Annotated in this window: 24 protein-coding genes and 1 pseudogene; 7 read left to right on the top strand and 18 right to left on the bottom strand. The window is 50.3% G+C overall.

What is annotated here, in order from left to right; all coding sequences use genetic code 11:
• Positions 1–22: 22 nt before the first annotated feature.
• From ACO2Q8_RS18420 to ACO2Q8_RS18405, 4 genes are all read left to right on the top strand, one after another.
• Positions 23–1,126 (top strand): ATP-grasp domain-containing protein, encoded by a 1,104-nt coding sequence (locus tag ACO2Q8_RS18420; RefSeq protein ID WP_423346320.1) that lies wholly within the window; start codon positions 23–25, stop codon positions 1,124–1,126.
• Between the two features lie 25 nt (positions 1,127–1,151).
• Positions 1,152–2,252: a carboxylate-amine ligase gene (locus ACO2Q8_RS18415; RefSeq protein ID WP_423346319.1), complete on the top strand. Its 1,101-nt coding sequence runs from the start codon at positions 1,152–1,154 to the stop codon at positions 2,250–2,252.
• A 43-nt stretch (positions 2,253–2,295) separates the two neighbouring features.
• Entirely contained in the window at positions 2,296–3,105 is an 810-nt protein-coding gene (locus ACO2Q8_RS18410; protein WP_423346318.1) for a type 1 glutamine amidotransferase, read from the top strand.
• 63 nt (positions 3,106–3,168) lie between these two features.
• Positions 3,169–4,359: a hypothetical protein gene (locus ACO2Q8_RS18405; RefSeq protein WP_423346317.1), complete on the top strand. Its 1,191-nt coding sequence runs from the start codon at positions 3,169–3,171 to the stop codon at positions 4,357–4,359.
• A gap of 87 nt (positions 4,360–4,446) precedes the next feature.
• Here ACO2Q8_RS18405 and ACO2Q8_RS18400 read toward each other — a convergent pair whose 3' ends face one another.
• On the bottom strand, positions 4,447–5,346 hold the full coding sequence (locus ACO2Q8_RS18400) for a hypothetical protein (protein ID WP_423346316.1): 900 nt from the start codon (positions 5,344–5,346) through the stop codon (positions 4,447–4,449).
• A 97-nt stretch (positions 5,347–5,443) separates the two neighbouring features.
• On the opposite strand from ACO2Q8_RS18400, the gene ACO2Q8_RS18395 reads away from it, so the two are divergent.
• Positions 5,444–6,631 (top strand): aspartate aminotransferase family protein, encoded by a 1,188-nt coding sequence (locus ACO2Q8_RS18395; protein WP_423346315.1) that lies wholly within the window; start codon positions 5,444–5,446, stop codon positions 6,629–6,631.
• 32 nt (positions 6,632–6,663) lie between these two features.
• Here ACO2Q8_RS18395 and ACO2Q8_RS18390 read toward each other — a convergent pair whose 3' ends face one another.
• From ACO2Q8_RS18390 to ACO2Q8_RS18375, 4 genes are all read right to left on the bottom strand, one after another.
• Positions 6,664–7,797: an efflux RND transporter periplasmic adaptor subunit gene (locus ACO2Q8_RS18390; RefSeq protein ID WP_423346314.1), complete on the bottom strand. Its 1,134-nt coding sequence runs from the start codon at positions 7,795–7,797 to the stop codon at positions 6,664–6,666.
• Entirely contained in the window at positions 7,781–11,068 is a 3,288-nt protein-coding gene (locus tag ACO2Q8_RS18385; protein WP_423346313.1) for an efflux RND transporter permease subunit, read from the bottom strand. The genes ACO2Q8_RS18390 and ACO2Q8_RS18385 overlap by 17 nt, the downstream gene beginning before the upstream one ends.
• Before the next feature lie 48 nt (positions 11,069–11,116).
• Positions 11,117–11,791 (bottom strand): FadR/GntR family transcriptional regulator, encoded by a 675-nt coding sequence (locus ACO2Q8_RS18380; protein WP_423346312.1) that lies wholly within the window; start codon positions 11,789–11,791, stop codon positions 11,117–11,119.
• 117 nt (positions 11,792–11,908) lie between these two features.
• Positions 11,909–12,547, bottom strand: coding sequence for a Uma2 family endonuclease (locus ACO2Q8_RS18375; RefSeq protein WP_423346311.1), 639 nt, complete (start codon positions 12,545–12,547; stop codon positions 11,909–11,911).
• A 182-nt stretch (positions 12,548–12,729) separates the two neighbouring features.
• Here ACO2Q8_RS18375 and ACO2Q8_RS18370 point away from each other — a divergent pair, with 182 nt between their 5' ends.
• A complete protein-coding gene (locus ACO2Q8_RS18370; RefSeq protein WP_423346310.1) occupies positions 12,730–14,835 on the top strand; it encodes an HRDC domain-containing protein in 2,106 nt (701 codons plus the stop codon).
• Between the two features lie 92 nt (positions 14,836–14,927).
• Here ACO2Q8_RS18370 and ACO2Q8_RS18365 read toward each other — a convergent pair whose 3' ends face one another.
• Both ACO2Q8_RS18365 and trxA read right to left on the bottom strand, forming a co-directional pair.
• Positions 14,928–17,105, bottom strand: a complete 2,178-nt coding sequence (locus ACO2Q8_RS18365; protein WP_423346309.1) for a penicillin acylase family protein — start codon at positions 17,103–17,105, stop codon at positions 14,928–14,930.
• A 210-nt stretch (positions 17,106–17,315) separates the two neighbouring features.
• Positions 17,316–17,642: pseudogene (gene trxA / locus ACO2Q8_RS18360) on the bottom strand (thioredoxin); the annotation flags it as partial.
• Between the two features lie 264 nt (positions 17,643–17,906).
• Between trxA and ACO2Q8_RS18355 the strand changes: the two are divergent.
• Positions 17,907–18,335: a hypothetical protein gene (locus tag ACO2Q8_RS18355; RefSeq protein ID WP_423346308.1), complete on the top strand. Its 429-nt coding sequence runs from the start codon at positions 17,907–17,909 to the stop codon at positions 18,333–18,335.
• A gap of 53 nt (positions 18,336–18,388) precedes the next feature.
• Here ACO2Q8_RS18355 and ACO2Q8_RS18350 read toward each other — a convergent pair whose 3' ends face one another.
• The 11 genes from ACO2Q8_RS18350 to ACO2Q8_RS18300 all read right to left on the bottom strand — a co-directional run bounded on the left by ACO2Q8_RS18350 (position 18,389) and on the right by ACO2Q8_RS18300 (position 26,665).
• Positions 18,389–18,733, bottom strand: a complete 345-nt coding sequence (locus ACO2Q8_RS18350; protein ID WP_423346307.1) for a DUF86 domain-containing protein — start codon at positions 18,731–18,733, stop codon at positions 18,389–18,391.
• Positions 18,730–19,041 (bottom strand): nucleotidyltransferase family protein, encoded by a 312-nt coding sequence (locus ACO2Q8_RS18345; RefSeq protein WP_423346306.1) that lies wholly within the window; start codon positions 19,039–19,041, stop codon positions 18,730–18,732. The genes ACO2Q8_RS18350 and ACO2Q8_RS18345 overlap by 4 nt, the downstream gene beginning before the upstream one ends.
• Before the next feature lie 13 nt (positions 19,042–19,054).
• On the bottom strand, positions 19,055–22,609 hold the full coding sequence (dnaE, locus tag ACO2Q8_RS18340) for a DNA polymerase III subunit alpha (protein ID WP_423346305.1): 3,555 nt from the start codon (positions 22,607–22,609) through the stop codon (positions 19,055–19,057).
• Positions 22,609–22,869 (bottom strand): type II toxin-antitoxin system RelE family toxin, encoded by a 261-nt coding sequence (locus ACO2Q8_RS18335; protein WP_423346304.1) that lies wholly within the window; start codon positions 22,867–22,869, stop codon positions 22,609–22,611. Before ACO2Q8_RS18335 ends, dnaE begins: the two co-directional genes overlap by 1 nt.
• Entirely contained in the window at positions 22,862–23,053 is a 192-nt protein-coding gene (locus tag ACO2Q8_RS18330) for a hypothetical protein (protein WP_423346303.1), read from the bottom strand. Before ACO2Q8_RS18330 ends, ACO2Q8_RS18335 begins: the two co-directional genes overlap by 8 nt.
• Positions 23,054–23,184: 131 nt before the next feature.
• Complete coding sequence (locus tag ACO2Q8_RS18325; RefSeq protein ID WP_423346302.1) at positions 23,185–23,355, bottom strand: DUF6922 domain-containing protein; 171 nt, start codon at positions 23,353–23,355, stop codon at positions 23,185–23,187.
• Between the two features lie 10 nt (positions 23,356–23,365).
• On the bottom strand, positions 23,366–24,397 hold the full coding sequence (locus ACO2Q8_RS18320; RefSeq protein ID WP_423346301.1) for a PD-(D/E)XK nuclease family protein: 1,032 nt from the start codon (positions 24,395–24,397) through the stop codon (positions 23,366–23,368).
• A 6-nt stretch (positions 24,398–24,403) separates the two neighbouring features.
• Complete coding sequence (locus ACO2Q8_RS18315; protein WP_423346300.1) at positions 24,404–24,928, bottom strand: hypothetical protein; 525 nt, start codon at positions 24,926–24,928, stop codon at positions 24,404–24,406.
• A gap of 1 nt (position 24,929) precedes the next feature.
• Positions 24,930–25,379: an RES family NAD+ phosphorylase gene (locus tag ACO2Q8_RS18310; protein ID WP_423346299.1), complete on the bottom strand. Its 450-nt coding sequence runs from the start codon at positions 25,377–25,379 to the stop codon at positions 24,930–24,932.
• Positions 25,379–25,780, bottom strand: coding sequence for a type II toxin-antitoxin system Xre/ParS family antitoxin (parS, locus tag ACO2Q8_RS18305; protein WP_423346298.1), 402 nt, complete (start codon positions 25,778–25,780; stop codon positions 25,379–25,381). The genes ACO2Q8_RS18310 and parS overlap by 1 nt, the downstream gene beginning before the upstream one ends.
• An 81-nt stretch (positions 25,781–25,861) precedes the next feature.
• Complete coding sequence (locus tag ACO2Q8_RS18300; protein ID WP_423346297.1) at positions 25,862–26,665, bottom strand: hypothetical protein; 804 nt, start codon at positions 26,663–26,665, stop codon at positions 25,862–25,864.
• Between the last annotated feature and the right edge of the window lie 64 nt (positions 26,666–26,729).

The following is a 26,729-nucleotide window of genomic DNA, read 5'->3' as shown; positions in this document are numbered from 1 at the left end:
CGGCTGATCCCGTGACAACCTTATGAAGAAAATAGGCATTCTTTTTGGACAGGAAAATTCGTTTCCGCAGGCCTTCGTGGACCGGGTCAACAGCAAAAAAGAGACGGATATTGTGGCCGAGTTTGTCAGCATCGACAAAGTCGTGCAGGGCGACCCCACCGAGTACGCCGTGATCATCGACCGGATTTCGCAGGACGTGCCGTTCTACCGCGCATACCTCAAAAACGCGGCCCTCACTGGCACCGCCGTCATCAACAACCCGTTCTGGTGGAGCGCAGACGAGAAGTTTTTCAACAACTGCCTGGCAACGAAACTCAATGTGCCTGTTCCCAAAACCGTGTTGCTGCCCTCCAAAGACCGTCCCGATGACACCAACGAAAATTCGTTTCGAAACCTGAAAATGATGGATTGGGACGCTATTTTCAACTACATCGGTTTTCCGGCTTACATGAAACCGCACTCGGGCGGGGGCTGGAAAAGCGTCTATAAAATCTACAACGCCGACGACCTGTGGACGAAATACGGCGAAACCGGGCAGTTGGTGATGCTGTTGCAGGAAGAAATTGTGTTTGACGATTATTTCCGCTGTTACTGCATTGGGGGCAACGATGTCCGGATTATGCCTTACGAACCGCGCAACCCGCACCACCTCCGCTATGCCGCCGAACCCAAAGCCACCGGCGACGCGTACAAAAAACTGATGACGACCGTCAAAAATTACGTCATCGCCCTCAACCGCGCGCTCGGTTACGATTTCAACACCGTCGAGTTTGCCGTGCGCGATGGCATTCCGTACGCCATCGACTTTTGTAACCCTGCCCCGGATGCCGATATCTATTCGGTCGGTCAGGCCAACTTTGAGTGGGTGGTTGAAGCGGCTGCCAACATGGCCATCAACCGGGCCAAAGCCCAAAAACCGGGTCAGGATAACCTAACCTGGGGATCCTACGTGCAGAGTTCGGCGCGGGGGCGCGGATTTTCGCCGGAAATCGAGGTCGTAGAATCCACGGAAGAGTTGCCCGACAAGAAAAAAGACAAAAAAGCCGACAAGCCGAAGAAGAAAGCCAGCGTTCAAGCGGAAGAACCGGCTAAAAATGGCGGTAAAAAAGAGAAAAAGGCCAAGTAATCATTCGTCATCAGCCCGCTGTTTCATGCCAGTTTTCACCTTAGGAATCGAAGAAGAATTTCAGACGATCGACCCCGTCACGCGGGAGTTGCGTTCGCACATGTCGAAAATCGTGGAGGGCGGTCAGATAACCTTGCAGGAACGGGTCAAATCCGAGATGCACCAGGCCGTGGTGGAAGTGGGCACCAACATCTGCACGAACATCCACGAAGCCCGCCAGGAAGTCACGTACCTGCGCAAGATGATTCTGGATTTGGCCGAAAAGCAGAACCTGAAAATCGCAGCCGCCGGAACGCACCCCATTTCCGATTGGCAGGACCAGCTCATTACCGACAACGAACGCTATGATAAACTCATCGACGAGATGCGTGATGTGGCCCGCTCGAATTTGATTTTCGGGCTGCACGTGCACGTCGGAATCGAAAGCCGGAACGAGGGGCTGCACATCATGAATGCGGTGCGGTATTTTTTACCCCACGTCTACGCGCTCTCGACCAATTCGCCGTTCTGGTGTGGGCGCAATACCGGTTTTAAGTCGTACCGCTCAAAGGTGTTCGATAAATTCCCGCGAACGGGCATTCCCGACTACTTTGCCTCGGCTTCGGAATACGACGACTACATCAACCTGCTCGTCAAGACGAACTGCATCGACAATGGTAAGAAAATCTGGTGGGACATTCGGTTGCACCCGTTTTTCAATACTATCGAGTTTCGGATTTGTGACGTGCCGATGCGGGTCGATGAAACGATCTGTCTGGCAGCCGTGATGCAGGCGTTGGTAGCGAAAATTCACAAGCTGCAAAAACAGAACCTGAATTTCCGCCCCTACCGGCGGATTCTGATCAATGAAAACAAATGGCGGGCCGCCCGCTACGGCATCGAAGGCAAGCTGATCGACTTCGGCAAGCAGGAAGAAGTGCCGTACCATACCCTGGCGCAGGAGCTACTGGAGTTTATCGACGATGTGGTGGATGAACTCGACAGCCGCAAGGAAATCGAATACGTAAAAACCATTCTCGAAATGGGCACCGGCGCCGACCGGCAACTGGCGGTTTTTCGCCAAACCAATGATTTGAAACGCGTTGTCGATTACATTGTCGAGGAAACTTCTCACGGCCTGATCTAGTTATTCCTGGACGACCCATCGTCAATTGAATCGTGCGAGTTTTATGGAATCACTGAAAGTAGCCGTTCTGGATCTGTACAATAACGTCCCGAACGAAGGAATGCGCTGTATTCTGCAATTGATTCGGAATACGAGCCAAAAAGAAAAGGTAGAACTGGCTTACACGGTTTTCGACGTGCGGGGCAAACAGGAAGTGCCGGGACTGGATTACGACATTTATATATCGAGCGGAGGCCCCGGCAGTCCGTTACCCAGCGAGGAGCCCTGGGAAGAACCGTATTTTGCGTTGATCGATCAGCTATTCGCCCACAACCGGACGAGCGAACAAAAGAAGTATTTGTTTCTTATCTGTCATTCGTTCCAACTGGTGTCCCGGCATCTGGGCATCGGAACGGTCAGCAAGCGGAAATCGACTTCGTTCGGCATTTTTCCGATGCATAAAACCGTCGAAGGCCAGCAGTATCCGCTGTTTCAGCAGCTTCCCGACCCGTTTTTTGCAGTCGATTCGCGGGATTACCAACTGATTGAACCGAACTGGGAGCGAATAGGCAAACTGGATGCGAAGGTATTGTGTCTGGAGAAAATCCGCCCGCATGTGAAGTTGGAACGTGCCATCATGGCCGTCCGGTTTACCGACGAGATTTTTGGGACTCAGTTTCACCCGGAAGCTGACGGTGAAGGCATGTTACGGTATTTCAGTCAGGACGAAAAGAAGCAGCAGATTACGGAAAACCACGGCGAAGCCAAATACAATGAAATGGTCGCATCGCTGCAGGACCCGCAAAAAATAGCCCTGACCGAATCGGTCCTCATTCCGGAGTTTTTGCGCCACAGTATGCTGATTTGCAAATAGTCACCCGAACGAAACGGTCAACCCGGGAAAGTGGTTTTTCGTTCCGTTTTAGCATTTACCATCATGCAAGAATCCATTCGTCGGGCTTACAATGAGACCTTTAGCCCGGAGCGGTATCGGGCTTTTGTAGACCAGATTCACCGGGATTATCCGGGGCAGCTTGACTTTCGGGTGGCCGAAACGCCCGTTTTTGTTCCGAAAACGCTGAAAAACCGCCTGCTGGCAGCCTGCGATTCCATCATCGAAACCATCACCCGGGAAGACTTCAAAGATCTTTCGGAAGCCGCTATTCCGCCGGGCCAGCGAGTTCCGAACGAAAATGACCATAGTTCGTTTTTAGCCATCGATTTTGCTATTTGCCGGGATGAAACCAGAGATTTAACTCCTCAACTCATTGAACTTCAGGGCTTCCCATCCCTGTACGGATTTCAGTCATACCTGGCTGGAAATTTTCGGAACTACTTCCCTATTCCTGACGGGTTCAGTCATTTGTTCGATGTCGATTCGGATGAAACGTATCGGCAGCACCTGCGCCGGTTGATCGTTGGGCTGGAACAACCCGAGAATGTGATTCTGCTGGAAATCTATCCCGAAAAACAGAAGACTCGCATCGATTTCCGGATAACCGAAGAAATGCTGGGCATCGAAGCGGTTTGCCTGACCCGGATTCAGAAGGAAGGGCGACAGTTGTTTTACGAAAAAGACGGACAGCGCCATCACATTAAACGCATTTATAATCGTCTGATTTTCGATGAACTGGCGACATTGCCAGACTTGAAAACCGACTTTTCGTTAACCGACGACGTGGATGTGGAGTGGGTCGGTCACCCAAACTGGTTTTTCCGAATCAGTAAACACACGCTCCCGTTGCTCAACAGCCCCTATGTGCCGGAAAGTCGTTACCTGAACACCCTCGGAACGTACCCGGCCGATCTGGAAAATTACGTCCTGAAACCACTTTTCTCGTTTGCGGGGAGTGGCGTAAAGCTGAACATTACCAAAGCCGATTTGGATGCCATCGAAGACCGTCAGAATTACCTGCTACAGCGTAAAGTCAGCTACGAGCCCGTGATCCAATCGCCCGACGGGTTGGTGAAGTGTGAAATTCGGATGCTCTACATCTGGCACGACAAAGACCCGCATCCGACGCTCCTAACCAACCTGGCCCGTTTGAGCCGGGGAGAAATGATCGGTGTGCGGTTCAACAAGGATTTCGATTGGGTCGGCGGTACGGTTTGTTTTTTTGAAGAATAGGGATAGGAACACAGATTGAGCCGATTTGACGGATTAGAACCGATTTAATCCGTTTTGATCCGTCCAATCCGTGTTCCTATCCAATCATCACTTCCCAATTCGCACCATATAACTTAGGTACGGCACGGGGCTTGTCCGGACCAAACCATCGTTGATGTAAATGGGCAGTAATAGGGCGGTATCGAACGCATGACGACGGCGGTTGAACCGCAACCCGGCGGAAGACAAACCGGTCAGGTAGGTATACTGCGGTTCGATGGCATCACCGACCAAAATGTTGTTCTGGCTGATGAAGGTTAAATCCGGGGTAATTTTTCGAACATACCCAATCGTGACCACCCCTGACGATGCAATACCCTGCCGCGAAAATGTCACCCCCGCCCCCACTGTAATATTGCGGTCGGAATTGCCAACCGTAACAATGCCCTGAGCCAGTCCGATTTTGGTTAGCAATCGTTCGTTTAGCCGAATCCCGATGTATTGCATGTTCAGGGCAATGTGGCTGCGGGACGTCAGCCGGGTGCCCAGCTTGGTCGAGACCGTGTGGAAATTCTGTGGACTCAGGGTCTGAAATGTCGTGCCTACGCTCCAGTGTTTGGTAATCCCAACGTCGAGCCGACTGAACAGCACGTAGCTGCTTTGAAAATACAGGCTTCGTTTTTCAAGATTGTAAGCCGTAGGCATGAAATATAGCCGAAACGGAAACCCGTTCGGAAAGTCGGGTCCGCTGCGGAGCGTCCCTCCCACTAGGTCCGCCCGGAGAATATCGTGAATGGGCAGAAGTTGATCCCCTTCTTTTTTAGTCCGAATCAGGTATGACACACTATCCCGGCGAACGAACTGTCCGCGGATAATGTTGCCATTTTTCAGGACAAAATCGTAGGTACCGGGAATGTGAGCCTGACCGGGTTCGTAGTATACATCCTGCGACCAACTGCTCGAAATTCCCCAAAATACCAGAAATACAGACAGGTAAAATAGCTTCATAGGCACCCAATTGAGTATTTACGAAAGGTAGGAAACTTAGCGGTTTCGCCCAAGTGTTGAAATGGTGTATTTTTATACCGGCTAATAACTATTTCGATTGACGACCAACCCCTTAGTAACCCATCGGCAACTGTTTTTCCAGCACGTTGCCCAAACGTCCGACTTTCCGCTGGCGCTCGAAATTGAGCGGGCCGAAGGCATTTACCTGTACGGACCCGAAAACCGCTACATCGACCTGATCTCGGGCATTGGTGTCAGCAATGTCGGCCACCGGCACCCGCGCGTGTTGGCGGCCATTCAGGAACAGCTCGACAAGTACCTTCACCTGATGGTGTATGGCGAATATGTGCAGTCGCCCCAGGTTGAACTGGCGCAGGCCCTGGCGCAAACCCTTCCCGCGCCCCTGAGCCATGTCTATTTTACCAATTCGGGCACGGAAGCCATCGAAGGCACGATGAAACTAGCCAAACGGTTTACGCGCCGGAATGAGATCATTTCCTGTTTCAATGCCTACCACGGTGCCACGCAGGGGGCTCTGTCACTCTCGGGCAGCGAAAATTTCAAGCGGAGTTTTCGGCCCCTTTTGCCCGGCATCCGGCACATTCAGCACGGCAACTGGCAGCATCTGGCGCACATCACCCAGCGAACGGCGGCCGTGATCATGGAAGTAGTCCAGGGCGAAGCGGGCGTTCGGGTGCCCGACCCCGCCTATTTGCATGCGGTTCGGCAACGGTGTACGGAGGTCGGCGCGTTGCTGGTTTTCGATGAAATTCAAACCGGTTTCGGCCGAACCGGCACGTTCTGGGCGTTCGAGGGTTTCGATATAGTGCCGGATGTGCTGGTTTGCGCCAAAGGCATGGGGGGCGGTATGCCCATCGGGGCTTTTATCAGTTCGCCCGAGATTATGGGTGTGTTCAAAACCAACCCCATTCTGGGCCACATCACGACGTTTGGTGGTCACCCGGTTTGCGCAGCGGCCTCGCTGGCGACTCTGCGCGTTGTGCAGGACGAAACGCTTTATGAACAGGCCGAAGCGAAAGGACAACTATTCCGGCAATTGCTCGTACACCCCGCCATCCGGGAAGTTCGGGGCAAGGGGCTGATGCTGGCGGCTGAATTTGAAAGTTTTGACGTACTCAAACCGGTTATTGACCGGGCTATCGAAGGCGGAGTCATCACCGACTGGTTCCTGTTCTGCGACAACTCGATGCGCATTGCTCCGCCCCTGATCATCACCGAGGAACAAATCCGGGAAGCCTGCGCGGTGATTTTGAATGCGATCTGAAGCCCTGCCAGCGGTCGCAGACCCCGGCAGGGCTAGGAAGCCTGTTTCACCGACCGAACCGCCGAACCGTTCCGGACTTCTTCGGTGGCCGTGGTCATGATCTGGTCGCCTTCTTTCAGGTCACCAAAAATTTCCACCTGATCACCGTTTTCGAGCCCTTTCTGAACCGGAATCCATTCGGCTTTCTGGTTTAGGACTTTAACGATGAAAACGCCCGTCGATGAGTTAATAACCGCCGATTTGGGCACGACAAAGGTGTTGCTCTTGGTCGGCAGCGGAATGGTCACTTCGGCAATCATGCCGGGCAGTAATTTCCGGTCATTGTTTTCCACGTCAACCTCGGTGCGTTCGGAACGCAGCCGCTTGTCCAAGGCACCGGCCAGACGTTTGACCTTGCCCGTAAATTTCCGGTCGGGGAAGGCTTTTACCGTGAAACTCACCTCGTCATTCTGGTTGACATAGCCGGTATACGCTTCCGGAACGGCCACGACCAGCCGAAGGCGCTTCTGCTCGGTCAGCACGAAAAGCGGCAATTCTGAGCCTTTACCCGACGGCCCGATGTACGCGCCGGTGCTGACATTCCGCAGGCTGATGATGCCGCTGAAAGGGGCCCGGATTTCGAGGTATTTCCGCAGATCCGACACCTCGCGGTAGGCCGCTTTGGCGGCCTGAAGCTGGGCATAATCCGATTCTTTTTTGGCAAGGGTCTGTTCCAGCATCGATTGCGCGACGGTTCCCGGCGTTTTGGCAGCATCCACGTAGCGATCGTAATTGGATTTGCTGGCGATGTACAGGGCTTCCTGCGCCTTCAGCTTCGACTCGGCTGCGGCCAGTTGGGCGTTCAGTTCGGGCGCTTCGGCCAGGGCCAGCAACTGGCCCTCCCGAACCTCCGTTCCGACATCGGCATGAATGGACTTGATAAAACCGCTCACTTTTGCGTAGAGATCCACATCCCGATAAGCCACCAGTTCCCCCGGAATCCGGAGCGAGGACGACAGTTTGCCTTTTTGCAACGCAAACACCTCCGTCGGTTCGGGTTCATCCACCACCGCTGCGGTTTCATTTTTTCCCTCCGAGGAATGACACCCCTGAAACATACTGATCACCAACAATCCCAAACTGAGTGTCAGCAGGGAAGGCACACCCTTTTTAATTAACCGATTCATAGACACCGGAAACATAATGTTTACTTTCTTTATCTTCAGGATCAAGCGAAACCGACTGCACCGAAGCCTTAGCCTGCACCCAGGCAAACACCATCGGCAGAATGTGCAGGGCGGCAAACGTTGAAGCAATCAGGCCCCCGATAACCGCCCGACCGAGGGGAGCGGTTTGCGAGCCTCCCTCCCCAAAACCCAACGCCATCGGCAACATCCCGACCACCATCGCCACACTGGTCATGATGATCGGGCGCATCCGCAAGGCAGCGGCTTCCTGGGCCGCCAGCAACGCATTGTGATTTTTCATTCGCAACTGCTCGGCATTGGTCACCAGCAAAACCGCGTTGGAAATCGATACGCCCACCGACATGATCATGCCCATGTACGACTGCAGATTAAGTGTCGAACCGGTCAGCAGCAGCAGCGCCAGCGAACCGGCCAACACCGCCGGAACTGTACACAAGACCACAAGTGACACCTTAAATGACTGAAAATTTGCTGCCAGCATCAGGAAGATTACGATGATGGCCGTTAGCAGACCGGTTTGCAGACTATCCAGTGTTTCGGTCAGCACCTGCGACAGTCCGCGTAGTTCGACGGACAATCCGCGCGGCAGTTCGCCCAGATCGGCTATGGCTCTTTTGACGTCAGTCGTGGCAGTTCCTAAATCCATGTCGTTCAGATTGGCCGTGACTGACAGCACTGGAACTGCGCCAATGTTGTCGTTTTCGCCGTAGGTGGTACCGGTTTTGATCGTAGCCACATCACTCAGCACGGGCCGGTTGGTATTGGGCAAAACCGGAATTTCGCCGATATCACCGATATTTGTCATCTTATTCTCAGGCACCTGAACCTGAACACTATACATCTGACTGCTTTTTGGGTCGATCCAAACACTTTTTTCCGTTAATCGTGACGACGAGGTTGAAGCCGTCAAAGAGCGCGAAATAGCTGAAATATCCGTTCCCAATTGCGCGGCTCGCACGCGGTCGATATCGATGTTAATCGCCGGGTATTTAACGGCCTGACCAATCTGCACATCGCGGAGATACGGTATTTGTTTCAGCCGGGCAATCACTTTGTTGGCGTACTCTTCGTTCTGGATCTTATTCTTCCCGATCACCTTCACTTCGATAGGCGTCGGTGAACCCTGACTCAAAATTTTATCCGTCAATTCCAAGGGTTCAAATGAAAGTTTTACATTCGGTAAAACCGCTTTCATTTTGGCTCGGTAACGGTCTTTTAACTGATCCAGATCGACTTCATAGTCGTGATTTAAACTAACCTGCAAAACGCCTTCGTGCGGTCCGGCCATGAACAAATAAATTGGGCTTGTGGAAAATTGTGAGCCGTGCATACCGACCATGGCGGACGTAATGGCTACATTTTCCTTGCCAACCAGCTCCTGCAAAACGTCGATGGCTTTGAGCATCGTCGTTTCGGTTTTCTCCAGACGTGTCCCGTCCGGTGCCCGCAGCCGAACCTGGAATTGTCCGCCATTGACCCGGGGCAATACATCGCGTCCAATCATATTCAGGAACAAAACCGTAGCACCAATGGCAATAACAAAATACCCGAGGGTAATCAGTTTTTTATGCGGTATTGTCCACTCAATGAACCGAATGAAATAGAGCCTCAGTCGTTCGAAAAGGCTGATTTTTCCATCACGATTTAAATCTTCCTGATGGGCCAGATGCGCTTTCCCGTTCAGTGTACGGTTTTCAGTGGAAACCAATACGCCGTTACCATTCGGGTAAATAACCGGGCCGTTTTTCCCTTTTAACTTCCCGTTTTTGGTTCCGTGCCCTTTCATTAGCCAGTTGGCCAAAACCGGTACCAGGGTTTGGGCCATTACGTACGATGTAATCATCGAAAAAGCTATCGCCAGCGAGAGCGGTAAGAACAACGCTCCGGGGATCCCTTTCATCGTAAATGCCGGAGCAAAAACCGCCAGAATACAGAATAAAATCAGCAGTTTGGAGAACGCAATCTCCTGGCAGGCGTCCCAGATCGCGAGCGCTTTCGGCTTTCCCATATCCAGATGCTGGTGAATATTTTCAATCGTAACCGTTGATTCATCCACCAATATTCCGATCGCTAATGACAAACCGCTCAGCGTCATAATATTGATGGTTTGGCCGAATAACGACAGAAATAAAACGCCGGAAATGATACAGATTGGAATCGTAATAATGACGATCAAAGCGCCCCGGGGATCGCCCAGGAAAAGTAGCACCATTAGCCCCGTTAAAATTGCGCCAATGATGCCTTCCGTCACCAGACTTTCCACCGAATTGATCACATAAACCGACTGATCGAATTCGTACGAGAGCTTGACATCTTCGGGGAGCAAGGACTGAAACCGGGGCAGTTCTTTTTTCAGATTCTGTACGACTTCCCAGGTCGACGCATCGGCAGATTTGGTGATCGGCAGGTACACCGAACGGCGTCCGTTTACCAGCACATAACCCGATGTGATATCCGCACCGTCTTCTACTTTGGCTACATCGCGCAGGTAAATATTCTGCACTCCTCCGGTGTAGATCGGGATGTTCTCAAAATCCTGGACGGTTTTGATGGTCGTGTTGGCTGGCGTAAAGTAATTCAGATCGCCGACCCGCACGTTTCCGGCCGGCGTCGCCTGGTTGTTGACCCGCAGAGCCGCCACCACCTGATCGGGTGTCAGGTTATGCGAACGCAGCAATTCCGGGTCGGCCTTGATGACAATCGTCCGGGAGTTACCACCAAACGGGGCCGGAGCCACCAGACCGGGAATGGAGCTAAAACCGGCCCGGATGTAAACGTTGGCCATGTCCTGCAACTCGTTGTTCGTCCGGATGGGACTGCTCAGAACCAACTGCCCAACCGGTAGCGTTGAGGCATCGAAGCGCAGTATGAACGGCGGCTGCGACCCAGGCGGAAAAATGGCCTGCGCCCGGTTGGTATATGACGACACTTCGGCGGCTGCCTGGGCCATGTTCGTACCTTCATAAAACGACAGCTTGATCAGCGTAAGCCCCTGAATGTTGCGGGTTTCAATGCTTTTTACGCCCGAAACGTATAGCAGCAGGTTGACATATTGCTTCCCGAAAAACGACTCCATCTGGTTGGGCGTAAACCCACCGTAGGGGTGCGAGATGTAGATAACCGGCAAATCTAGGTTCGGAAAAATGTCGATTTTGATCGTGCGAACCGCACCAACCCCGAAGTAAAACAGGCCCGCCACCAGCACCAGCACCGTGATGGGTTTTCGCAAAGCCGAACGGATTAAATCCATAACGTGAGGTCCAGATTAAAAATGGGTTAGCTTATTTCAACTGTCTGATTACTGAATTTGTCCCGTAATTTTGGCGGCCCAGAACCAGGCTTTTTTCGGGTCCTGATCGGCGACGCTTTGTAACAACGCGGTGTGCATGCTTTGCGCACTCAGAAGCGTTTCGGTCGTGATAAAAACCTCCATAAAAGACTTCTTCATTTTTTCGGCAATAATCGTGTACAGATCGGCCAGCACATCGTTTTTAGACGCTATTGCCAGCCGGATGTGAAACTGAATATCGGCTTCGATACAGGCTTCCGGATGGTTCTGCAATGCCGCTTCGTGGCGTTTTTGCAGAAAAACCGTCATTGCTTCAATGTCTTCCTGCGTGCGGTTCAGGGCGGCTTTTTCGGCAATTTTCAGTTCCAGCAATTGGCGAACTTCGTTTACTTCCACACCCTCGGCCCGCGACAAACTCTGGTGAAACGGCTCCACATTCTGGTACTGGGCCTGTACAAACGTTCCCACGCCCTGCTGCACCCGGACAAGTCCCTTGTTCGTCAAAATCCGGATGGCTTCCCGGATGGTCGAGCGCCCAACGCCAAATTGCTGCATCAATTCCGGTTCGGAAGGCAGCTTTTCACCCAGTGAATAGTGGTTCGCGGCAATCTGTTCCTGCAATCGGTTTACCACGGCATCGGCCAGACTTTCACGCTTAATCGAGATGGTTTCGGGAGTCATCATATCATCTGATGAGTAAAGATACAAGTTCAGGAGGTCTATACTCGTTTCAATAAATAATTTTATCTTGTTTTAATAGAGAAATGTAAATCATTGAGATATTATCACCATTATTTTGCATTATTCCGCTTCAAAATTAAACGGAAGTCCTGAGCTTTCGAGAAGATTTTTGATGGAAAACCGGTAATGATTAAATAACATGATTTCTTCCTGCCAATCGACGGTTAGCCAGGGTTTGCCCGGTTCGGCAATCACCACTTTTCGCACATCGGTAAAAAACCAGATCACTTGCCGGACGCCAAAATCGAGGAGTTTCTGCGTTTTTTTCAGGTAATAATTGGCAAATTCCTGCTGGTTTGGAAAATCACCTTCGATATCGATTTCGATGACGACGCGGGGCGGTCTTACGGAGTAATTTCTAGAAATAGGACTTGTCTTGAACTGCTCTTTTTCATAAACAACGACATCCATGCTCAGGTTGTTTCTCTTCTCGATGTGCAAACCGAGTTCGTTGCTGGCAATTTGATATTTCTTCCGATCAAGATGGTCGTACAGATACTCCAAAATAACACTTGCCACAAGTGATTGCAGTTCACTAGCCCCCATAATGTCTTCAATGGTTTTCGTTCCGGACAGTACGTCCCGGTAGCCTTTGTAATAAACGGGCTTACCGTCCAGTTCTTCAGCAACCAGGTAAGCAGGCACCTTCTGAGTCATTTTCGCCGAAACGTTCCGCTTCTTTTTCTCTACAGCTTCCATGTTGAGCAATGGTTCGTTACAGCAAGATACGAACTTTCCCCTGTTTTTTACCAAGCGTGCGAGATGTTGAAATATAAAATCCGCTGGCTCACGATGTTTTCTTTTCGTATCTTGACTGTCTTTTTCAGGCCGGATTAGCCTTTGTAAATAACTTCCAAGATTCGTTTATTTATTGCTACCATATGCCCACCATCGTTAACGAAAAACTCCAGCTTGCCCACGACTTTGTGCTGCACACCAACCGCAACGTCTTTCTGACGGGCAAAGCCGGAACAGGTAAGACCACGTTTTTGCACCAGGTCAAAACCCTGTCGTCCAAACGCCTGGCGGTGGTGGCCCCGACCGGCGTGGCCGCCATTAATGCCGGGGGTGTCACGATTCACTCGCTGTTTCAATTGCCTTTTGGTCCGCTGGTTCCGGGGACGTTGACCCGGGAAACCCGCAAGTTCACCCGCGAGAAAATCAACCTGCTCCGAACGCTCGACCTGCTGATCGTGGACGAAATCAGTATGGTGCGCGCCGATGTGCTCGACGGCATCGATCAGGTGCTACGCCGGTTTCGCCACCACCCCGAACCGTTCGGCGGAGTTCAATTGCTGCTCATTGGCGACATGCAGCAATTACCGCCGGTGATCCGGGACGAAGATTGGGTGTTGTTGAAACCGCATTACGAAACCGGATATTTTTTCGGCAGCCGCGCTTTGCAGAAAACGCCTTACGTTTCAATCGAACTGGACCATATTTATCGGCAGGCCGACGAGCGGTTTATTGAGATTTTGAATAGCGTGCGGGAGAAACGGGTGACACGCGCGCACCTGGATGAACTGAACAAACGGTATATTCCCGGTTTTACCCCCGATGATGAGGAAGGATACATTACCCTGTCGACACACAACCAGGCGGCCCAGCAAATCAACAACCAGAAACTTCAAGCCCTGACAACACTTCTGCACACGTTTGAAGCCACGATTGAAGGGGAATTTCCGGCCCATGCCTATCCCACCGAAGCCAGTCTGGAATTGAAAGTGGGTGCCCAGGTGATGTTCAACAAGAACGACAGTTCGCGGGACAAACTGTTCTACAACGGCAAAATCGGCCGAATCACCGACATTGACGATGATGTTATTTATGTAAAATGCCCGCACGATCCGGAAACGCTGGCCGTCAGTCCGATGGAATGGGTCAACGTGCGGTATTCACTGGATGCGACAACGAATGAGATCAAAGAAGAACCGATCGGCAAATTTGTTCAGTACCCCCTCAAGCTGGCCTGGGCCATAACGATCCATAAAAGCCAGGGCCTGACTTTTGAAAAAGCCATCATTGACGCGGCTGCGGCTTTTGCCCACGGGCAGGTCTATGTGGCTCTCAGCCGATGCAAAACGCTTGAGGGTCTGGTTTTGCGGGCTCCCCTGCCCTCACACAGCATAAAAACCGAGTTGTTGCTGGAGGAATTTCACGAGCAGGTACAACAACAAACGCCCGATGAACAGGAATTGTGGCAGTCAAAGCAGGCAAATCAGGAGTTTTTGTTGCTCGACCTGTTTTCCTTTGACCGAACCGACTATCTGCTCAACAAATGCCGGCGGGTAGTGAGCGAGCACGCGGCCAGTCTGGACGAAGGTCTGGAACCGGCCCTAAACCAACTCCAGGCGGTTTTTCGCGAAAAAGGGCGCGGGATCACCCAACGATTCCGGCAACAACTCGCACACTATTTTGCCGAAGGATTGCTCCCGGAGGAGAATCAACACCTTCAGGAACGGGTCCGGAAGGCGAGCACTTATTTTAAAGAACTGATTCAGAATGAATTGATTTCGTCCCTGGAAGCCTGCCCAACGGACACCGACAACAAGCAGGTCCGCGATTCGCTGCGCGAATCCATCGGAGAATTGAGCAAAGAACTTTTCGTTAAACTACGTTGCTTTGAAAATTCCCTGACTGGTTTTGAAGCACTGGCCTACCTGAAAACCCGTAACCATGCCGAGCTCGAATTCCAGTTCAATCAAAAAAAGGAAAACCGCAAAACCGCCGATAACCCCGAAACCGGTGGCAAAGGACCAACCAGTTTATACAAAGCCCTGGAGAAATGGCGCGATGATCTGGCCGGTGAACATGACACGGCCGGATACATGATTTTGCCCCGAAAAACCATTCTGGAATTGTGCCGCATCCAGCCCAACACCCCCGACGAACTACTGACGGTTAAAGGATTCGGGAAAACGAAAGTAAAAATGATCGGCGAAGAGGTGCTGGACCTTATTCAGAAATTTAAGAGTAAACAATTATGAGTTAAGAGTTAAGACGGGGCCGCCCGGCGGTTAGCGGACGCATCCTGTTTAGCAGCGCAACTCTTAACTCATAATTGTTTACTCTTAACACCTCACGGGTGATAGGTTCGGGCAGCGTGTTGCCGGACTTCTTCGGGATAAAACCAGACTTCTTTAAACTTCCCTGCACAAAATAGCGCGGCCTGGTCGTTGAAATGCGGAGATGCCGGATCGCTGCTGTGGCCGCCGTTGACCACCGTCCGGGCCTTTACCCGGTCGCCGAACTCGACTACGGCTACAAAACTATTGCCGACCGTGCCGTAGCGCTTTTTGGTGCTGGGGTAAGTTTTGGCCCCAAAAGCCGCCAGTGAACCCCAGGCTGAAGACGTAAATCCAACCGGGAGACTCGGTTTCTGGTCATCGAAGGTTTCATTGATTTTGCCCGTCAGGCGTTGAAACCGGTTGATATCTCCCCAGGCGGTTTTCCAGTTTCCAAAATCTTTTTTAAGCTCGTCGAGCGTTTCAGCCAAAACCTTCACTTTTTCTTCGGCGGTTGTGTTATTGATAACAAACTCTGTAAAACTCAGAAAGTCAAGGCGTTGCCCGGTTTTCACGCGTGGTCGGGCCAACCGCTGGATCTTTTCGCCCCAGTGAATGGCCAGGGTTGTTGGTACCGAGGTGGTTCCGTAGGTTTTGTCCCACGCCCGGAGGAGGTCGATGGCTTCGGTCAGGTCGGTCGTTGCATCCGTTGCTTTCCTGCTTTCATAGGCTTTTAGCAGCGCCGGAATCAGGTCGTCAAAACCGGGCAGGTGGGGGTCGTTGGCGGCCGCGATCAGCGTGTCGAGCGTAAACACGGTTTTCTGGCTCAACACCCGCACGGCATTGACTCCCCTGTAATTTTCGGCGTCCGGGGCCATGTAAGCCGGATATTGACTGCGGTTTGGGCTGTCGTTACCCGAAACGGTGAAAGGCGTCGAATTACAGTTTTGGATCCAGCCAATGGCCGGGTTTTTGACCTGCACCACGTCGTCGATATCGTGCAGTCCCTGCCAGTCGGTTTCCGGATTGCTGCCGTCGACGGGCTGGTTCCAGTCGAATTTCGGATTGCGTTTGGGCATAAAATTCCCGTGCCAGTAGGCAATCGTCCCTTTCCGGTCAGCATAAACCGTATTGTTGGACGCATTGCCGTTCAGCTTCATTACTTTCTTGTAACTCGTGTAATCCGTGGCTTTGGTTCGCAGGTACGACTGGGCGAGGGCATTCAGCGGGTCGTCCATCATGCTGACCGTAATCCATTGATCGCCCAGTTGACCGGCCACCGGGCCGTGGTGCGTGCGGTAAATCGTAAACGCTTTGTGTTTGATTCCACTTTCGGTTTTATAGGGCAAAATCACCTGTTGGGTCTGCACCGGTTTCCAGTCGTTGCCGTGTTTGTAATAAAACTTACCGTCGCGTTTTTCGACGGTTTCCAGAAATTCATCCATCGAATCGGCATTGCTGGACGTGTGCATCCAGCCGCAATTTTCGTTAAATCCCTGATAGATAAAGAATTGCCCCCAGGTTACGGCACCATAGGCGTTCAAACCTTTCTGGCTACTCATATGAACTTCCGACCGAAAGTAGAACGATGTGTGGGGATTAATCAGCAAGAGCGCCTTGCCTGACGCGCTTTTTGAGGGTGCAATGGCAAAACCGTTAGAGCCAACCGGCTCGCGTTCGTACCGTTCAAAATCTTGAACTGCCGACGACCACTTGGTTTGGGTGTAAAACGCTTTTACCCGTTCAGTCGAAACCGCACTGATGTTTCCGCCAATGCTGCCTTCGCTGAACATCAGCGGCATCCAGGGCTGAAACCGGGTCAGCAAACGTGGTTTGACGGTGGGGTGCGTATGAAGGTAATAATTGGCTCCGTCGGCAAACGCATTGAGCAGGCTTTTCATCCAGGCCGGGCTTTTCTGGTAAATAGCCATAGCCTGGGTGGTGTCCATAAATAACCGGGCTCGCAAATCGTGGTACAAAGCCGACTCGCCTTCTACCTCAGCCATCCGCCCGATCGCATCAATGTAGTTTTCTTCGACCCGGGCAAAATCGTCTTCACACTGCGTATACAGCAGTCCGAACACCACGTCGGCATCGGTCTTGCCGTAAATATGCGGAATATCCCAGGTATCACGGATGATTGTAATGGCGTTGGCGCGTTGTTTCCACCGGGCGATTTCATCAGGTCGAAACGATTGGGCCTTGGCCAGACCGACCAGCAGCCAGGCGGAGAAAAAGGCGAATAGCTTCATTGTTTAGGTCATATCCAAAAAGGAAAGATAGACCAAAACACAATACCGATCAACCGATTACCCAGGGTTTACCCGGTTTAAATCGTGCGAAACAAAAAAAGCCAGACCCTCGCCCAGCTTTTCTTCAATTTTTCAAAGTGATTTGACTTACGGTTTCCGGCATTGAGGTACCGCAAACCCTAATTCATAAACTCTAACCCGTAAATGCGCTTACAACTGGGCAACCAGTTTTTGTTCCAGAACCGATTTCGGAACGGCTCCGATTACTTTATCGACCATTTTCCCGTTTTTAAAAACCATCAGGGTCGGGATGCTACGGATACCGAATTGAGCCGGAACCTGCGCATTCATATCAACGTCCATTTTGGCGATAACGGCTTTACCTTCGTATTCCCCAGCCAGTTGTTCCACAACCGGACCGATCATTTTACAGGGTCCACACCACTCAGCCCAAAAGTCCACCAGAACCGGTTTATCTGAATTGATTACTTCAGCGAAGTTAGCGTCGGTTATTTCAATCGCTTTTGCCATGACTTTATTTCGATTTTTGTCTTTTTAACACTTATGTACAGACAATGTTTTGAATTTGAAAAAAGTTCAACGGATCGTTGCATTCGTATAACTGCTCCGTTCATCCGGATTTTAAGCAATACTCTACTACTTTTTTACAATTCTACTACCTATTATCCAATCATCCAACCACTCATCAATAAACTTGCAAAACAAGCTACTATGTTTTGCCCAGTATGATTATCAAAAGTAGATTTGATTAAACTTTTAATCCTTAAACATCAAATACATATGAAAAACGTACTCCTGTTACCCTTGCTGTTGATTGGTGTAGCCCCGGTTTTCGGTCAGTGCGACAAAACCGTTGCGTTGTCAACCTCCAAAACCGAATACCTCGACGCCAGTAATACCGTGGAGCGATCGGTAGATGAAAAAAGTTCGATCGAAATGAATGGTTCTGAGGTGATTATCATTCCTGGCGGGAAAACAGATCATAAAATGGTCGGCAAGATTCAGTCGAATGCCTGTGCCTGGAGCGTCCCGTACAAAGATGGAAAGTCTGTGGTGAAAGCCCTTTTTCAGGACCCATCGGGCAACCAGCAAAATGCCACGTTAACGCTCGAAGGCAAAGAAGGAAAGCTGACGTTTCTGATGGAAGTGGCCGAAATGCCGGGCCGCAAAATCCGGGTGAGTGTGGATGAGTTTGCGGAGAAGAAGTAAGTCGTTAATATACCTGCAACATTTTCCCCAAAAGTATCTTTAACAACAATTTATTAATCTTTCAGACGCCCGACAATTTGTTCGATTTCATGCTTTAAAACTGGCAGATGCCTAATAATGATTGACCATATAACGGCGTCATTCACCGCATCGTAGGCATGAATAATCCGATTTCGGGTATCAACAATTCGTCGGGCGTTTGAAAGTGGCAATTCCGGATCTAACCGCAAGGCCGCATTCGTGGCTTCGCCAATAATTTCCAGTTCCCGCTCAACGGCCCGCCGAAGCATCTTATTGGACTGGTAAGCTTGAAATGATCGATTGGCAACCAGGTAGCCATCGATGGAATCTATGGCTACCTGGATATCCGCCAGGTATTTTTTCAACTCATCGCTCATTCCAGGAGCGGTATTTTGGATTGATTGACAGATCGACTAAACCAGGGATTTTGCAGGGTAACTTCTTCAATCAGTTCCACCGGTCGCCCCAGCAACTGTTCCAGTTCTTCCGCCAGGTCAAAGTAATTGTCGGCGTAGTCCTCCAACTCAACCGTATCCCGGTCGAAGCTAAGCAATAAGTCGATGTCGCTTTCCGGAGAGAAATGATCGGTACAAACGGACCCAAAAGCATATAATTTGCTGACGTGATGCCGAAGGGCAATTTGCCGGATTGGCTCTAAATTCTGCTCCAAAATTGGCGGTAACATCGCTTTGCTTGGTTTAATTCAGTCGATACCCAACGCCATCCATCGCGTCCAGCGCTTTTAGCAGTTCGTTGACTGGCGCAATTTTGAACGGTCGGGATAACATACTGACGTTGACCCGTTCTTCTTCATCCGTGACCTTCAGGACCAGGTTGCAGGAACCCGGATAAGCTTTGACGAGGTCGGTGATTTTGGCCACAAACTCATTGTTAATCAGCTTCAAATCCAACTGAACGCAAAGTTCCTTGCTGTACTTTGCCCGGACTTCGGTGAGTAACTGGATGAAGTTCGGGCGGAACTCAAAGGCGTCGGAATTCCAGCGGTTCTGGAGCTTTCCTTTGACGTGCAGAAACAGGCCTTCCTCGATGTAATTGCCCATCCGAACAAAATCTTCCCCGAACAGGCTCATCTCGACCGAGCCATTGTAATCTTCCAGTTTGAAAATTACGAACGGATTGCCGTTTTTGGATTGCCGCAGTTGCTTGCTCGTCACAATACCGCCCACGGTGATCTCCTTGCCCTGATTGACTTCATCGAATAAACGGTCGAGCGTGCAGGTGCAAAAACTTTCCAGTTCGATCCGGAATTCATCCAGCGGGTGACCGGTGATGTAAAAACCGACGACATCTTTCTCAAACTTCAGTCGTTCGATCTCCCCCCAAGGCGGCACATTCGGCGCTTTTGGTCGCGGAATGTTCGGTTCTCCGCCCGCGCCCCCGAACAGCGACTGCTGGGCTGCCGACTTCTCGGCGTGGTAGTTGTTGGCAAATTTGGTCAGTTTTTCGATAAACGTGCCGGTTTCGCCCGCCGGAACGTCGAAATATTGCGCCCGGTGCAGTTCATCGATGTTATCGAAGGCTCCCGCGTAAGCCAGCGATTCGAGCGTTTTCTTGTTCACCGTCCGCAGGTTGATCCGAATCACAAAATCGTACACATCCTTGAACGGTCCGCCTTTTTTGCGCTCCTCGATGATCGATTCCACGGCCGCGTCGCCGGTTCCTTTGATAGCTCCCAGCCCAAACCGGATCTCGCCCTTCTGATTGACCCCGAAAAACCGCTCCGATTCATTCACATCCGGCCCCAAAACCGGGATGCCAATGGCTTTACACTCTTCCAAAAAGAACGTAATCTTTTCGATGTTGCCCAAACAGCTCGTCAAAACGGCCGCCATGTACTCGGCTTTGTAGTGCGTTTTGAGGTAAGCTGTCTGGTAAGCTACAAAAGCGTAACAGGTTGAGTGTGACTTATTAAAGGCATACGAGGCAAAGGCTTCCCAGTCAGTCCAGACTTTCTCGCAGGTTTTCAGATTCAGGTTGTTTTTCTGGCAACCATCCATGAATTTCCCCTTCATTTTATCGAGCGTCGCCCGGTCTTTTTTCCCCATGGCCTTCCGCAGAACGTCGGCATCGCCCTTCGTAAAACCGGCCAGTTTTTGGGAAAGCAGCATGATTTGCTCCTGGTAGACATTGATCCCGAAGGTATCGGCCAGGTACTCTTCCATTTCGGGCAGGTCGTACTTCACTTCCTCGCGGCCATGTTTCCGGTTGATAAACGTCGGAATGTAGGCAATTGGGCCGGGGCGATACAGGGCGTTCATCGCAATGAGGTCCTCAAACCGGTCGGGTTTCAGGTCCTTCATGTACTTCTTCATCCCGTCGGATTCGAACTGGAAGATCGCGTTCGTTTCCCCCCGCTGAAACAGTTCATAGGTTGGTTTGTCATCCAGCGGAATGCCGTCGATGTCGATTTCAACGCCGTGGTTTTGCTTGATCAGCCGCAGGCATTCCTTGATGATGGTGAGATTTCGCAGCCCCAGAAAGTCCATCTTGATCACGCCCGCATCTTCGATCACCCGCCCTTCGTACTGTGTAATGATCAGATCAGATTCTTTGGAGGTCGAAACCGGGACGATGTTCGAGAGGTCTTCGGGCGCAATGATGATTCCGGCCGCGTGAATCCCGGTGTTGCGGATGTTGCCTTCCAGCTTCCGGGCCTGTTTCAGAACCTTGGCCTGCAAATCGTTTCCCGCTTCGATTTGCCGCATCTTCTTCACATTCTCGACCTCTTCCGGCTGAATCATCTGGCCCAGCGAATCAATTGGGTCCTCAAAAATCTTTTTGAGGGTCATGTTGTAGGTCGGCTTGTCGGGCACCAGTTTCGCCAGGGCGTTTGATTCGGCTAGCGGCAACTCCATCACCCGGGCCACATCTTTGATGGCCGATTTGGCTGCCATCGTGCCGTAGGTAACGATTTGAGCCACCTGCTGCTTGCCGTATTTTTTCACCACATAATCGATCACCTTCTGACGCCCTTCGTCGTCAAAATCCGTATCAATATCGGGCATCGACTTCCGGTCGGGGTTCAAAAACCGCTCGAACAGCAGATTATACTTGATCGGGTCAATGTTGGTAATGCCAATGCAGTAGGCCACCGCCGAACCGGCTGCCGAGCCCCGGCCCGGCCCCACCATCACGCCCAGGTCGCGCCCGGCCTTGATAAAGTCCGATACGATGAGGAAGTAACCGGCAAAGCCCATCTGGCGAATCACGCCCAGCTCAAACCGCAGACGTTCGTCAATCTCCGGCGTCAGCACCCGGTACCGCTCCCGGGCGCCTTCGAAGGTCAGGAAGTCGAGGTAATCGTCCTGGCTCGCAAAACCGTCGGGAATCACGAAGTTTGGTAGCAGAATATCCCGCTTGAGCTTCAGTGTCTCAACCTTGTCGACAATCTCGTTCGTGTTGTCGATCGCTTCCGGCAAATCGCGGAACAGCGTCGACATTTCTTCGGTATTCTTGAAATAAAACTGGTCATTGAAAAACGCAAACCGGGTGCCTTTTTTGAAGCCTTCTTCGTCGTTAAACTCCTTTTCGGAGGGCGTACTCAGCTTTTCGTTTGTGTTGACGCACAGCAGAATATCGTGGGCCACCCAGTCTTCGCGGTCGACATAGTGGGAATCGTTGGAGGCAATGATTTTGACATTGTATTTGCGGGCAAACCGCACCAGCACCTCATTCACCTTGATTTGATCGGGAATGTCGTGGCGCTGAAGTTCGACGTAATAATCCTCTCCAAACCGGTCGAGCCACCACTGAAACTCCTTCTCGCCCGCTTCCTCGCCTTTTTTCAAAATCGTTTTCGGCACCGAGGCCCCGATGCAGCAGGTCGACGCAATCAGTCCTTCCTTGTACTGATCGATCAGCGCCTTGGTAATTCGGGGGTACTTGCCGTACAGGCCTTCCATGTAGCCCAGCGAACACAGCTTGATCAGGTTTTTATAGCCCTGTGGAGTTTTCGCCAGCAGCAACTGGTGATACCGAATATCCTTCTGTTCCTTCGTAAACTGCTTTTTAGTGTGGTCTTCGACCACGTAAAACTCGCAACCGACGATCGGTTTGATGCCCTGCTTGGCGGCTTCGGCCACAAACTCGAACACGCCGAACATATTGCCGTGATCGGTGATGGCTACGGCGGGCATGTTATCAGCTTTGGCCTTCTTAATCAGCTTTTTGATCTCAGCTTGCCCGTCGAGCAGCGAGTATTGGGTATGGCAATGGAGGTGGGAAAATTGCATTAACTATAAATGTCTTTACGGTTTCCTATTCGTAAAACTTCAACAATTAGCACCGAGTCCCGGATGCTGTAGATGATTCGGTAATCACCAATTCGTATTCGATAAAGATCCTTGAAACCTTTCAATTTTTTGCACTGCGCAGGGCGCGGATCATCAGCCAATTTCAAAACGGCCTCCTGAATTTGCTGGATAACCTGAACCGGCAGCTTAACTAACTCTTTTTCAGCAGATTTGGTAATGACTAGTTTGTACTTACTCATCGGCCGACTTCGACTTCAAAACTCGACTGACTACGGTTTGAAAATCTTCAGTTGGTTCATCCCGCCGTTCCTCAGCAGCTAAGCCATCCAGAAAATCCTCCAATTCTTCACCGTATGTTTGTAAATCAATGACCACCGCCGTACGTTGGCCTTGATCGTTGGTCAAATAGCTAATTCCTTTCATGAGTTGTAATCTGCTAGCTGTTGCCGTGTATAACATCGAAATTGTTCAGGATTCAGATCAAAGATAACGCAACAAAACGAATGCGTTTTCTTTTTCAGGTAAGCAATTTCGTGTACTTCGGTTTTGACTCGTTAAAAACCGTAATACCGAAACACCTCCTTTATATCGTCCCAAAGCCCATAATTAAGGACTTTTTCAATTACAAACCGGGCCTTTTCGTCAAAGTCAATCTTTTGAAAATCAATATCCCAGAAAGCTGTTGAGGAGAGATTGGGGCGGTTTTTAGCGGATTTTTCGTTCATCGGCTTGTAATCAATTCCTAAATGCTTGCGTTAAGACCTGCTCTGCCTTTTTAAGGTTTGCAAGAGTTTTAGCCATACTAAACTGACCGTCTTCGAAAACCCGGTAGTCTTTTCCTGATGGCCCAGTACCATTATAGCGTAAAATCGTCATCCATTTTCCTAATCGGGACGGCGTTTGTTTAACGTTATAATCTAACCGATCCGCAGTCGCTTTAAGTTTCTCTAACGCTTCCGTGCGTACACTTTTCCCATCCGCTTCACTATTTACTGCAACCTTGAAACATAACCTTTTTTGCTCTAATTGCAAATAGGCTTTGTACCTTGATTCCACATCCGTAAAATGCCACCAAAAGCCGTAAAATCCCCCAGCCGGATTGGCTACATAACTCCAATTTACTTCCTTTGATTTCGTAATTAATGGATACAAATCCAGGTAAAAACCAATCCAATCTGTCGGAGACCAATCACCAAGCGGTTTGGTCTTGTACTGATGAATAGCATTTTCCATCTCTGTTAGATGTTCCAAAAAATCATCATAAATGGAATTTTGAACACCGTTCACCTTCCCCTGATTGAGAACGCTCAAAAAGTCATTTCTTGAGTAAAGATGATAAATACCGATGTCGAAAAACGATTGATAACCGGTTTTGAAGAAAATTGGAACAATTTCTTCTTTCCTGAATCCATATTTTTCTTCCTGCAACAACGAGTAGTAGCGATCAAGCTGTCCGGAATGGTGATTTGTATGGGTTTTATCTTCAATCAATATTGCCAACCGATTTTTTAAGTACCGATTTACAAAAATGATTACGTCAATTCGGTCATCCTGACGCTGAACGTCAACCGTCTCAATTTGAGCGGCTTCGTATTCTCTCCTACCATTTAAAATTAGAGAAATGATAAACTCCTGAGCGGTTTTATGAAGTAATGGATCGAGCGTTTTCAGTTCCGGTTTTGCCCAGGAAGCCAGCCAACAAATGAACGCGTCTTGGGATAATTCACTGGTAGCGAAAGAAAATAGATTTGGTTTTTGGCTGTTCATGGAAATTCACCGACTCAAAAAATACCGTTTAAATTCTTCAACTTCGTTGTTTTCAATTTCGAGGTATTTCCCAAACAATTTCTCGCCCACTTGCGACTGTAAGGCCGAAATTCCGACGTCGATCAGGCGCAACCCCCGGTCAGTCAGCATAATATTGTCGTACTTTTCACCACCCTGATCAGACGGTCTGCAAATGTCGCGGTGCACAAAACCGGCCTTATGCAATTCCTTCAATTCATCCTCAAATACATCCAGCAATAACTCGCGCTTTGAAATTTCAATACTTCGGAAATCCTGCGGATAAAGTCGTTCCATCACCAGCATATCCCATTCATTCGCTTCGTCGTAGTCCAACCGAATAAACCGGGCGATCAAGCCATTGACCTGATTCGCATACTTCATTTTTTCCGCTTCCGAACCGATGTCGGACCGCGTATCACCCCGAAACACCTTGGCGACCTCGGTTTCAGACAAGGCCACCACCAGGTTATTCGCGCCGTAGGACAACTGATTCGGGTAGCGTTTCTGCATATTACTTTTTGATCCTAGGGTCAAACACGAAGGGTTCTGATCCAATCAATTGAATTCGGCCAAATTCGGGATGCAAAGGATTTAACAGATAATTCCATTCGCCAGGGATAATCGCTGAAGGGACCTGCAAAACTGCCGACCGGTTTTTCTGCAACCAGTCATCGCCAATTTGTTGACAAGTGTTGTAATTCTGAAAGGTAAACCATTCATCCGGTAACTGATCGATGGCTATTTTCTCAACGAATAACGCATCCGGAATGTCAATCAACATTACTTTGAAATCGGCCTCCAGACCTTCTCCACTTAAATGAACGACATTTTCCAAGCAAGCCAGCGCCCTTGTGGCAGCGGTATAAATAACATACTGACCTCTTGAATTCCATCGGGCGGCCCCTCCTGAAGCCGTCAATTGCCCGGCATACCGAGCCTTAGTGATCCTATAAACCCGCATCAGGCTAAATCCCCGTACTCAATCCGCATCAATTCATCCATAAGTAGATCAATTCCTCCGGATGTGTGCAATAAGTCAAAGGGGATTTGCCCTCCAATTCCGTAAGCAGGCTTATCCATCCAACGACGAAAGCTCTCCAATGATCCGAAAACATCGGCACCTTTATCAAACAGAGCCATGATTTTCAATATCTTTTCACTGTCCTGCGGATTCAGGTTTTTCGCTTCCCGCTCGTACCGCTGAAACGTTTTGACGGAGGTGTTGAATACTTCCGCCAACTGATCTTTCCGATAACCGGTTAGGTCTGCCGTTTCAAAAAAAGTAGACGCAGGAATTCCTTTCATCGCCAGCAATACGATTTTATTGCGGTCTTGGGGGACAGAAAGATGAGTTGATGCCATGTATGTAAAAGGCTTATGAAAACAAATTTAAGAAATTTGTCCATAAATCCGAGAATTTTGTCCTACGGCTTTGTGAGTGGCTTACTTTTTCCGCTGTTTCTCTTTCACCCACTCCTGCTGAAACGTCAGCATCACCGACTCGGTATCCGAAACCGGGTAGTTAATGAGCATGTACTTCGCATCCCGACTCATGGGCAGGTACACCAGCCCGCGCACCGATTCGCCGGGCCGGAGCGTCGTGGGTTTCATCGAGAGTTCCTTCCAACGGTAGGTTTCGTAATCGTAGCGTTGCATGCGGTCGGCAAACAGGCCGTGGTCGATCATCCGTTTGGCCTGAATTGCTGCGTAGATATTATCGTGCGTCACCCGGTTTTGCACCCAGCGTTCGGGACGATGGTTGTTGCGGTTCGATGAACTGGCTACGTCACTGGCAACGGCAGCCACCAGCAAAACCGTATTGATTACCTTAGCGGTTTTCAATCGTTTCACTTCCCGTTCCTGGTTGTAGGCGGTCCGGTCGGCTTCCCGGATCGGGTCTGCCGCTGAAAACATGAGCGGTTTTTGGGGCGAACTCGTCGTGATAAAAACCGTCTTCTGCTCCTCATCCAGCGCGGTATACTGAAAATCCGCCGGATCAACCTCGAAGGGCCGGTCCGATTTGTTTTTAACCTCGATATCCAGCGCAACGTATTGCAAATCCAGCCGTTCGTACGAAGCAACAACGACGATTCCATTCGTTTCAGCTTTTGTAGTGGGGCGGCCTTCAATTCGGACCACATCCCCCGAAACGGGCCTAAGTTGATACACCTTTGGGGCACAACCGCTTAATCCGGCCAAAATCCCGAAACAAACCCAACTGATCAGTATATTTTTTCTCGTTTTCATACCATCATTTGTTAGTCGTACCGAAGATACAAGTCTGATATGCCATAGTCAAATCATTTTAGGA

Origin of the sequence: Larkinella sp. VNQ87 (assembly GCF_049445795.1) — a bacterium.
Lineage (GTDB): Bacteria > Bacteroidota > Bacteroidia > Cytophagales > Spirosomataceae > Larkinella.
Note: the sequence above shows the minus strand (reverse complement) of the source record. Positions and strands in the feature narration are given on the sequence as shown.

Bases quoted from the DNA above. Each gene is read 5' to 3' on its own strand.
- ACO2Q8_RS18370 (WP_423346310.1), top strand. From the start codon at position 12,730: ATGCCCACCATCGTTAACGAAAAACTCCAGCTTGCCCACGACTTTGTG.
- ACO2Q8_RS18335 (WP_423346304.1), bottom strand. From the start codon at position 22,869: ATGAGTAAGTACAAACTAGTCATTACCAAATCTGCTGAAAAAGAGTTA.
- ACO2Q8_RS18390 (WP_423346314.1), bottom strand. From the start codon at position 7,797: ATGAATCGGTTAATTAAAAAGGGTGTGCCTTCCCTGCTGACACTCAGT.
- ACO2Q8_RS18350 (WP_423346307.1), bottom strand. From the start codon at position 18,733: ATGAGCGATGAGTTGAAAAAATACCTGGCGGATATCCAGGTAGCCATA.
- ACO2Q8_RS18420 (WP_423346320.1), top strand. From the start codon at position 23: ATGAAGAAAATAGGCATTCTTTTTGGACAGGAAAATTCGTTTCCGCAG.
- ACO2Q8_RS18385 (WP_423346313.1), bottom strand. From the start codon at position 11,068: ATGGATTTAATCCGTTCGGCTTTGCGAAAACCCATCACGGTGCTGGTG.
- ACO2Q8_RS18415 (WP_423346319.1), top strand. From the start codon at position 1,152: ATGCCAGTTTTCACCTTAGGAATCGAAGAAGAATTTCAGACGATCGAC.
- ACO2Q8_RS18345 (WP_423346306.1), bottom strand. From the start codon at position 19,041: ATGTTACCGCCAATTTTGGAGCAGAATTTAGAGCCAATCCGGCAAATT.
- ACO2Q8_RS18325 (WP_423346302.1), bottom strand. From the start codon at position 23,355: ATGAACGAAAAATCCGCTAAAAACCGCCCCAATCTCTCCTCAACAGCT.
- ACO2Q8_RS18375 (WP_423346311.1), bottom strand. From the start codon at position 12,547: ATGGAAGCTGTAGAGAAAAAGAAGCGGAACGTTTCGGCGAAAATGACT.
- ACO2Q8_RS18410 (WP_423346318.1), top strand. From the start codon at position 2,296: ATGGAATCACTGAAAGTAGCCGTTCTGGATCTGTACAATAACGTCCCG.
- ACO2Q8_RS18310 (WP_423346299.1), bottom strand. From the start codon at position 25,379: ATGCGGGTTTATAGGATCACTAAGGCTCGGTATGCCGGGCAATTGACG.
- parS (WP_423346298.1), bottom strand. From the start codon at position 25,780: ATGGCATCAACTCATCTTTCTGTCCCCCAAGACCGCAATAAAATCGTA.
- ACO2Q8_RS18400 (WP_423346316.1), bottom strand. From the start codon at position 5,346: ATGAAGCTATTTTACCTGTCTGTATTTCTGGTATTTTGGGGAATTTCG.
- ACO2Q8_RS18320 (WP_423346301.1), bottom strand. From the start codon at position 24,397: ATGAACAGCCAAAAACCAAATCTATTTTCTTTCGCTACCAGTGAATTA.
- ACO2Q8_RS18355 (WP_423346308.1), top strand. From the start codon at position 17,907: ATGAAAAACGTACTCCTGTTACCCTTGCTGTTGATTGGTGTAGCCCCG.
- ACO2Q8_RS18300 (WP_423346297.1), bottom strand. From the start codon at position 26,665: ATGAAAACGAGAAAAAATATACTGATCAGTTGGGTTTGTTTCGGGATT.
- ACO2Q8_RS18330 (WP_423346303.1), bottom strand. From the start codon at position 23,053: ATGAAAGGAATTAGCTATTTGACCAACGATCAAGGCCAACGTACGGCG.
- ACO2Q8_RS18365 (WP_423346309.1), bottom strand. From the start codon at position 17,105: ATGAAGCTATTCGCCTTTTTCTCCGCCTGGCTGCTGGTCGGTCTGGCC.
- ACO2Q8_RS18315 (WP_423346300.1), bottom strand. From the start codon at position 24,928: ATGCAGAAACGCTACCCGAATCAGTTGTCCTACGGCGCGAATAACCTG.
- dnaE (WP_423346305.1), bottom strand. From the start codon at position 22,609: ATGCAATTTTCCCACCTCCATTGCCATACCCAATACTCGCTGCTCGAC.
- ACO2Q8_RS18380 (WP_423346312.1), bottom strand. From the start codon at position 11,791: ATGATGACTCCCGAAACCATCTCGATTAAGCGTGAAAGTCTGGCCGAT.
- ACO2Q8_RS18405 (WP_423346317.1), top strand. From the start codon at position 3,169: ATGCAAGAATCCATTCGTCGGGCTTACAATGAGACCTTTAGCCCGGAG.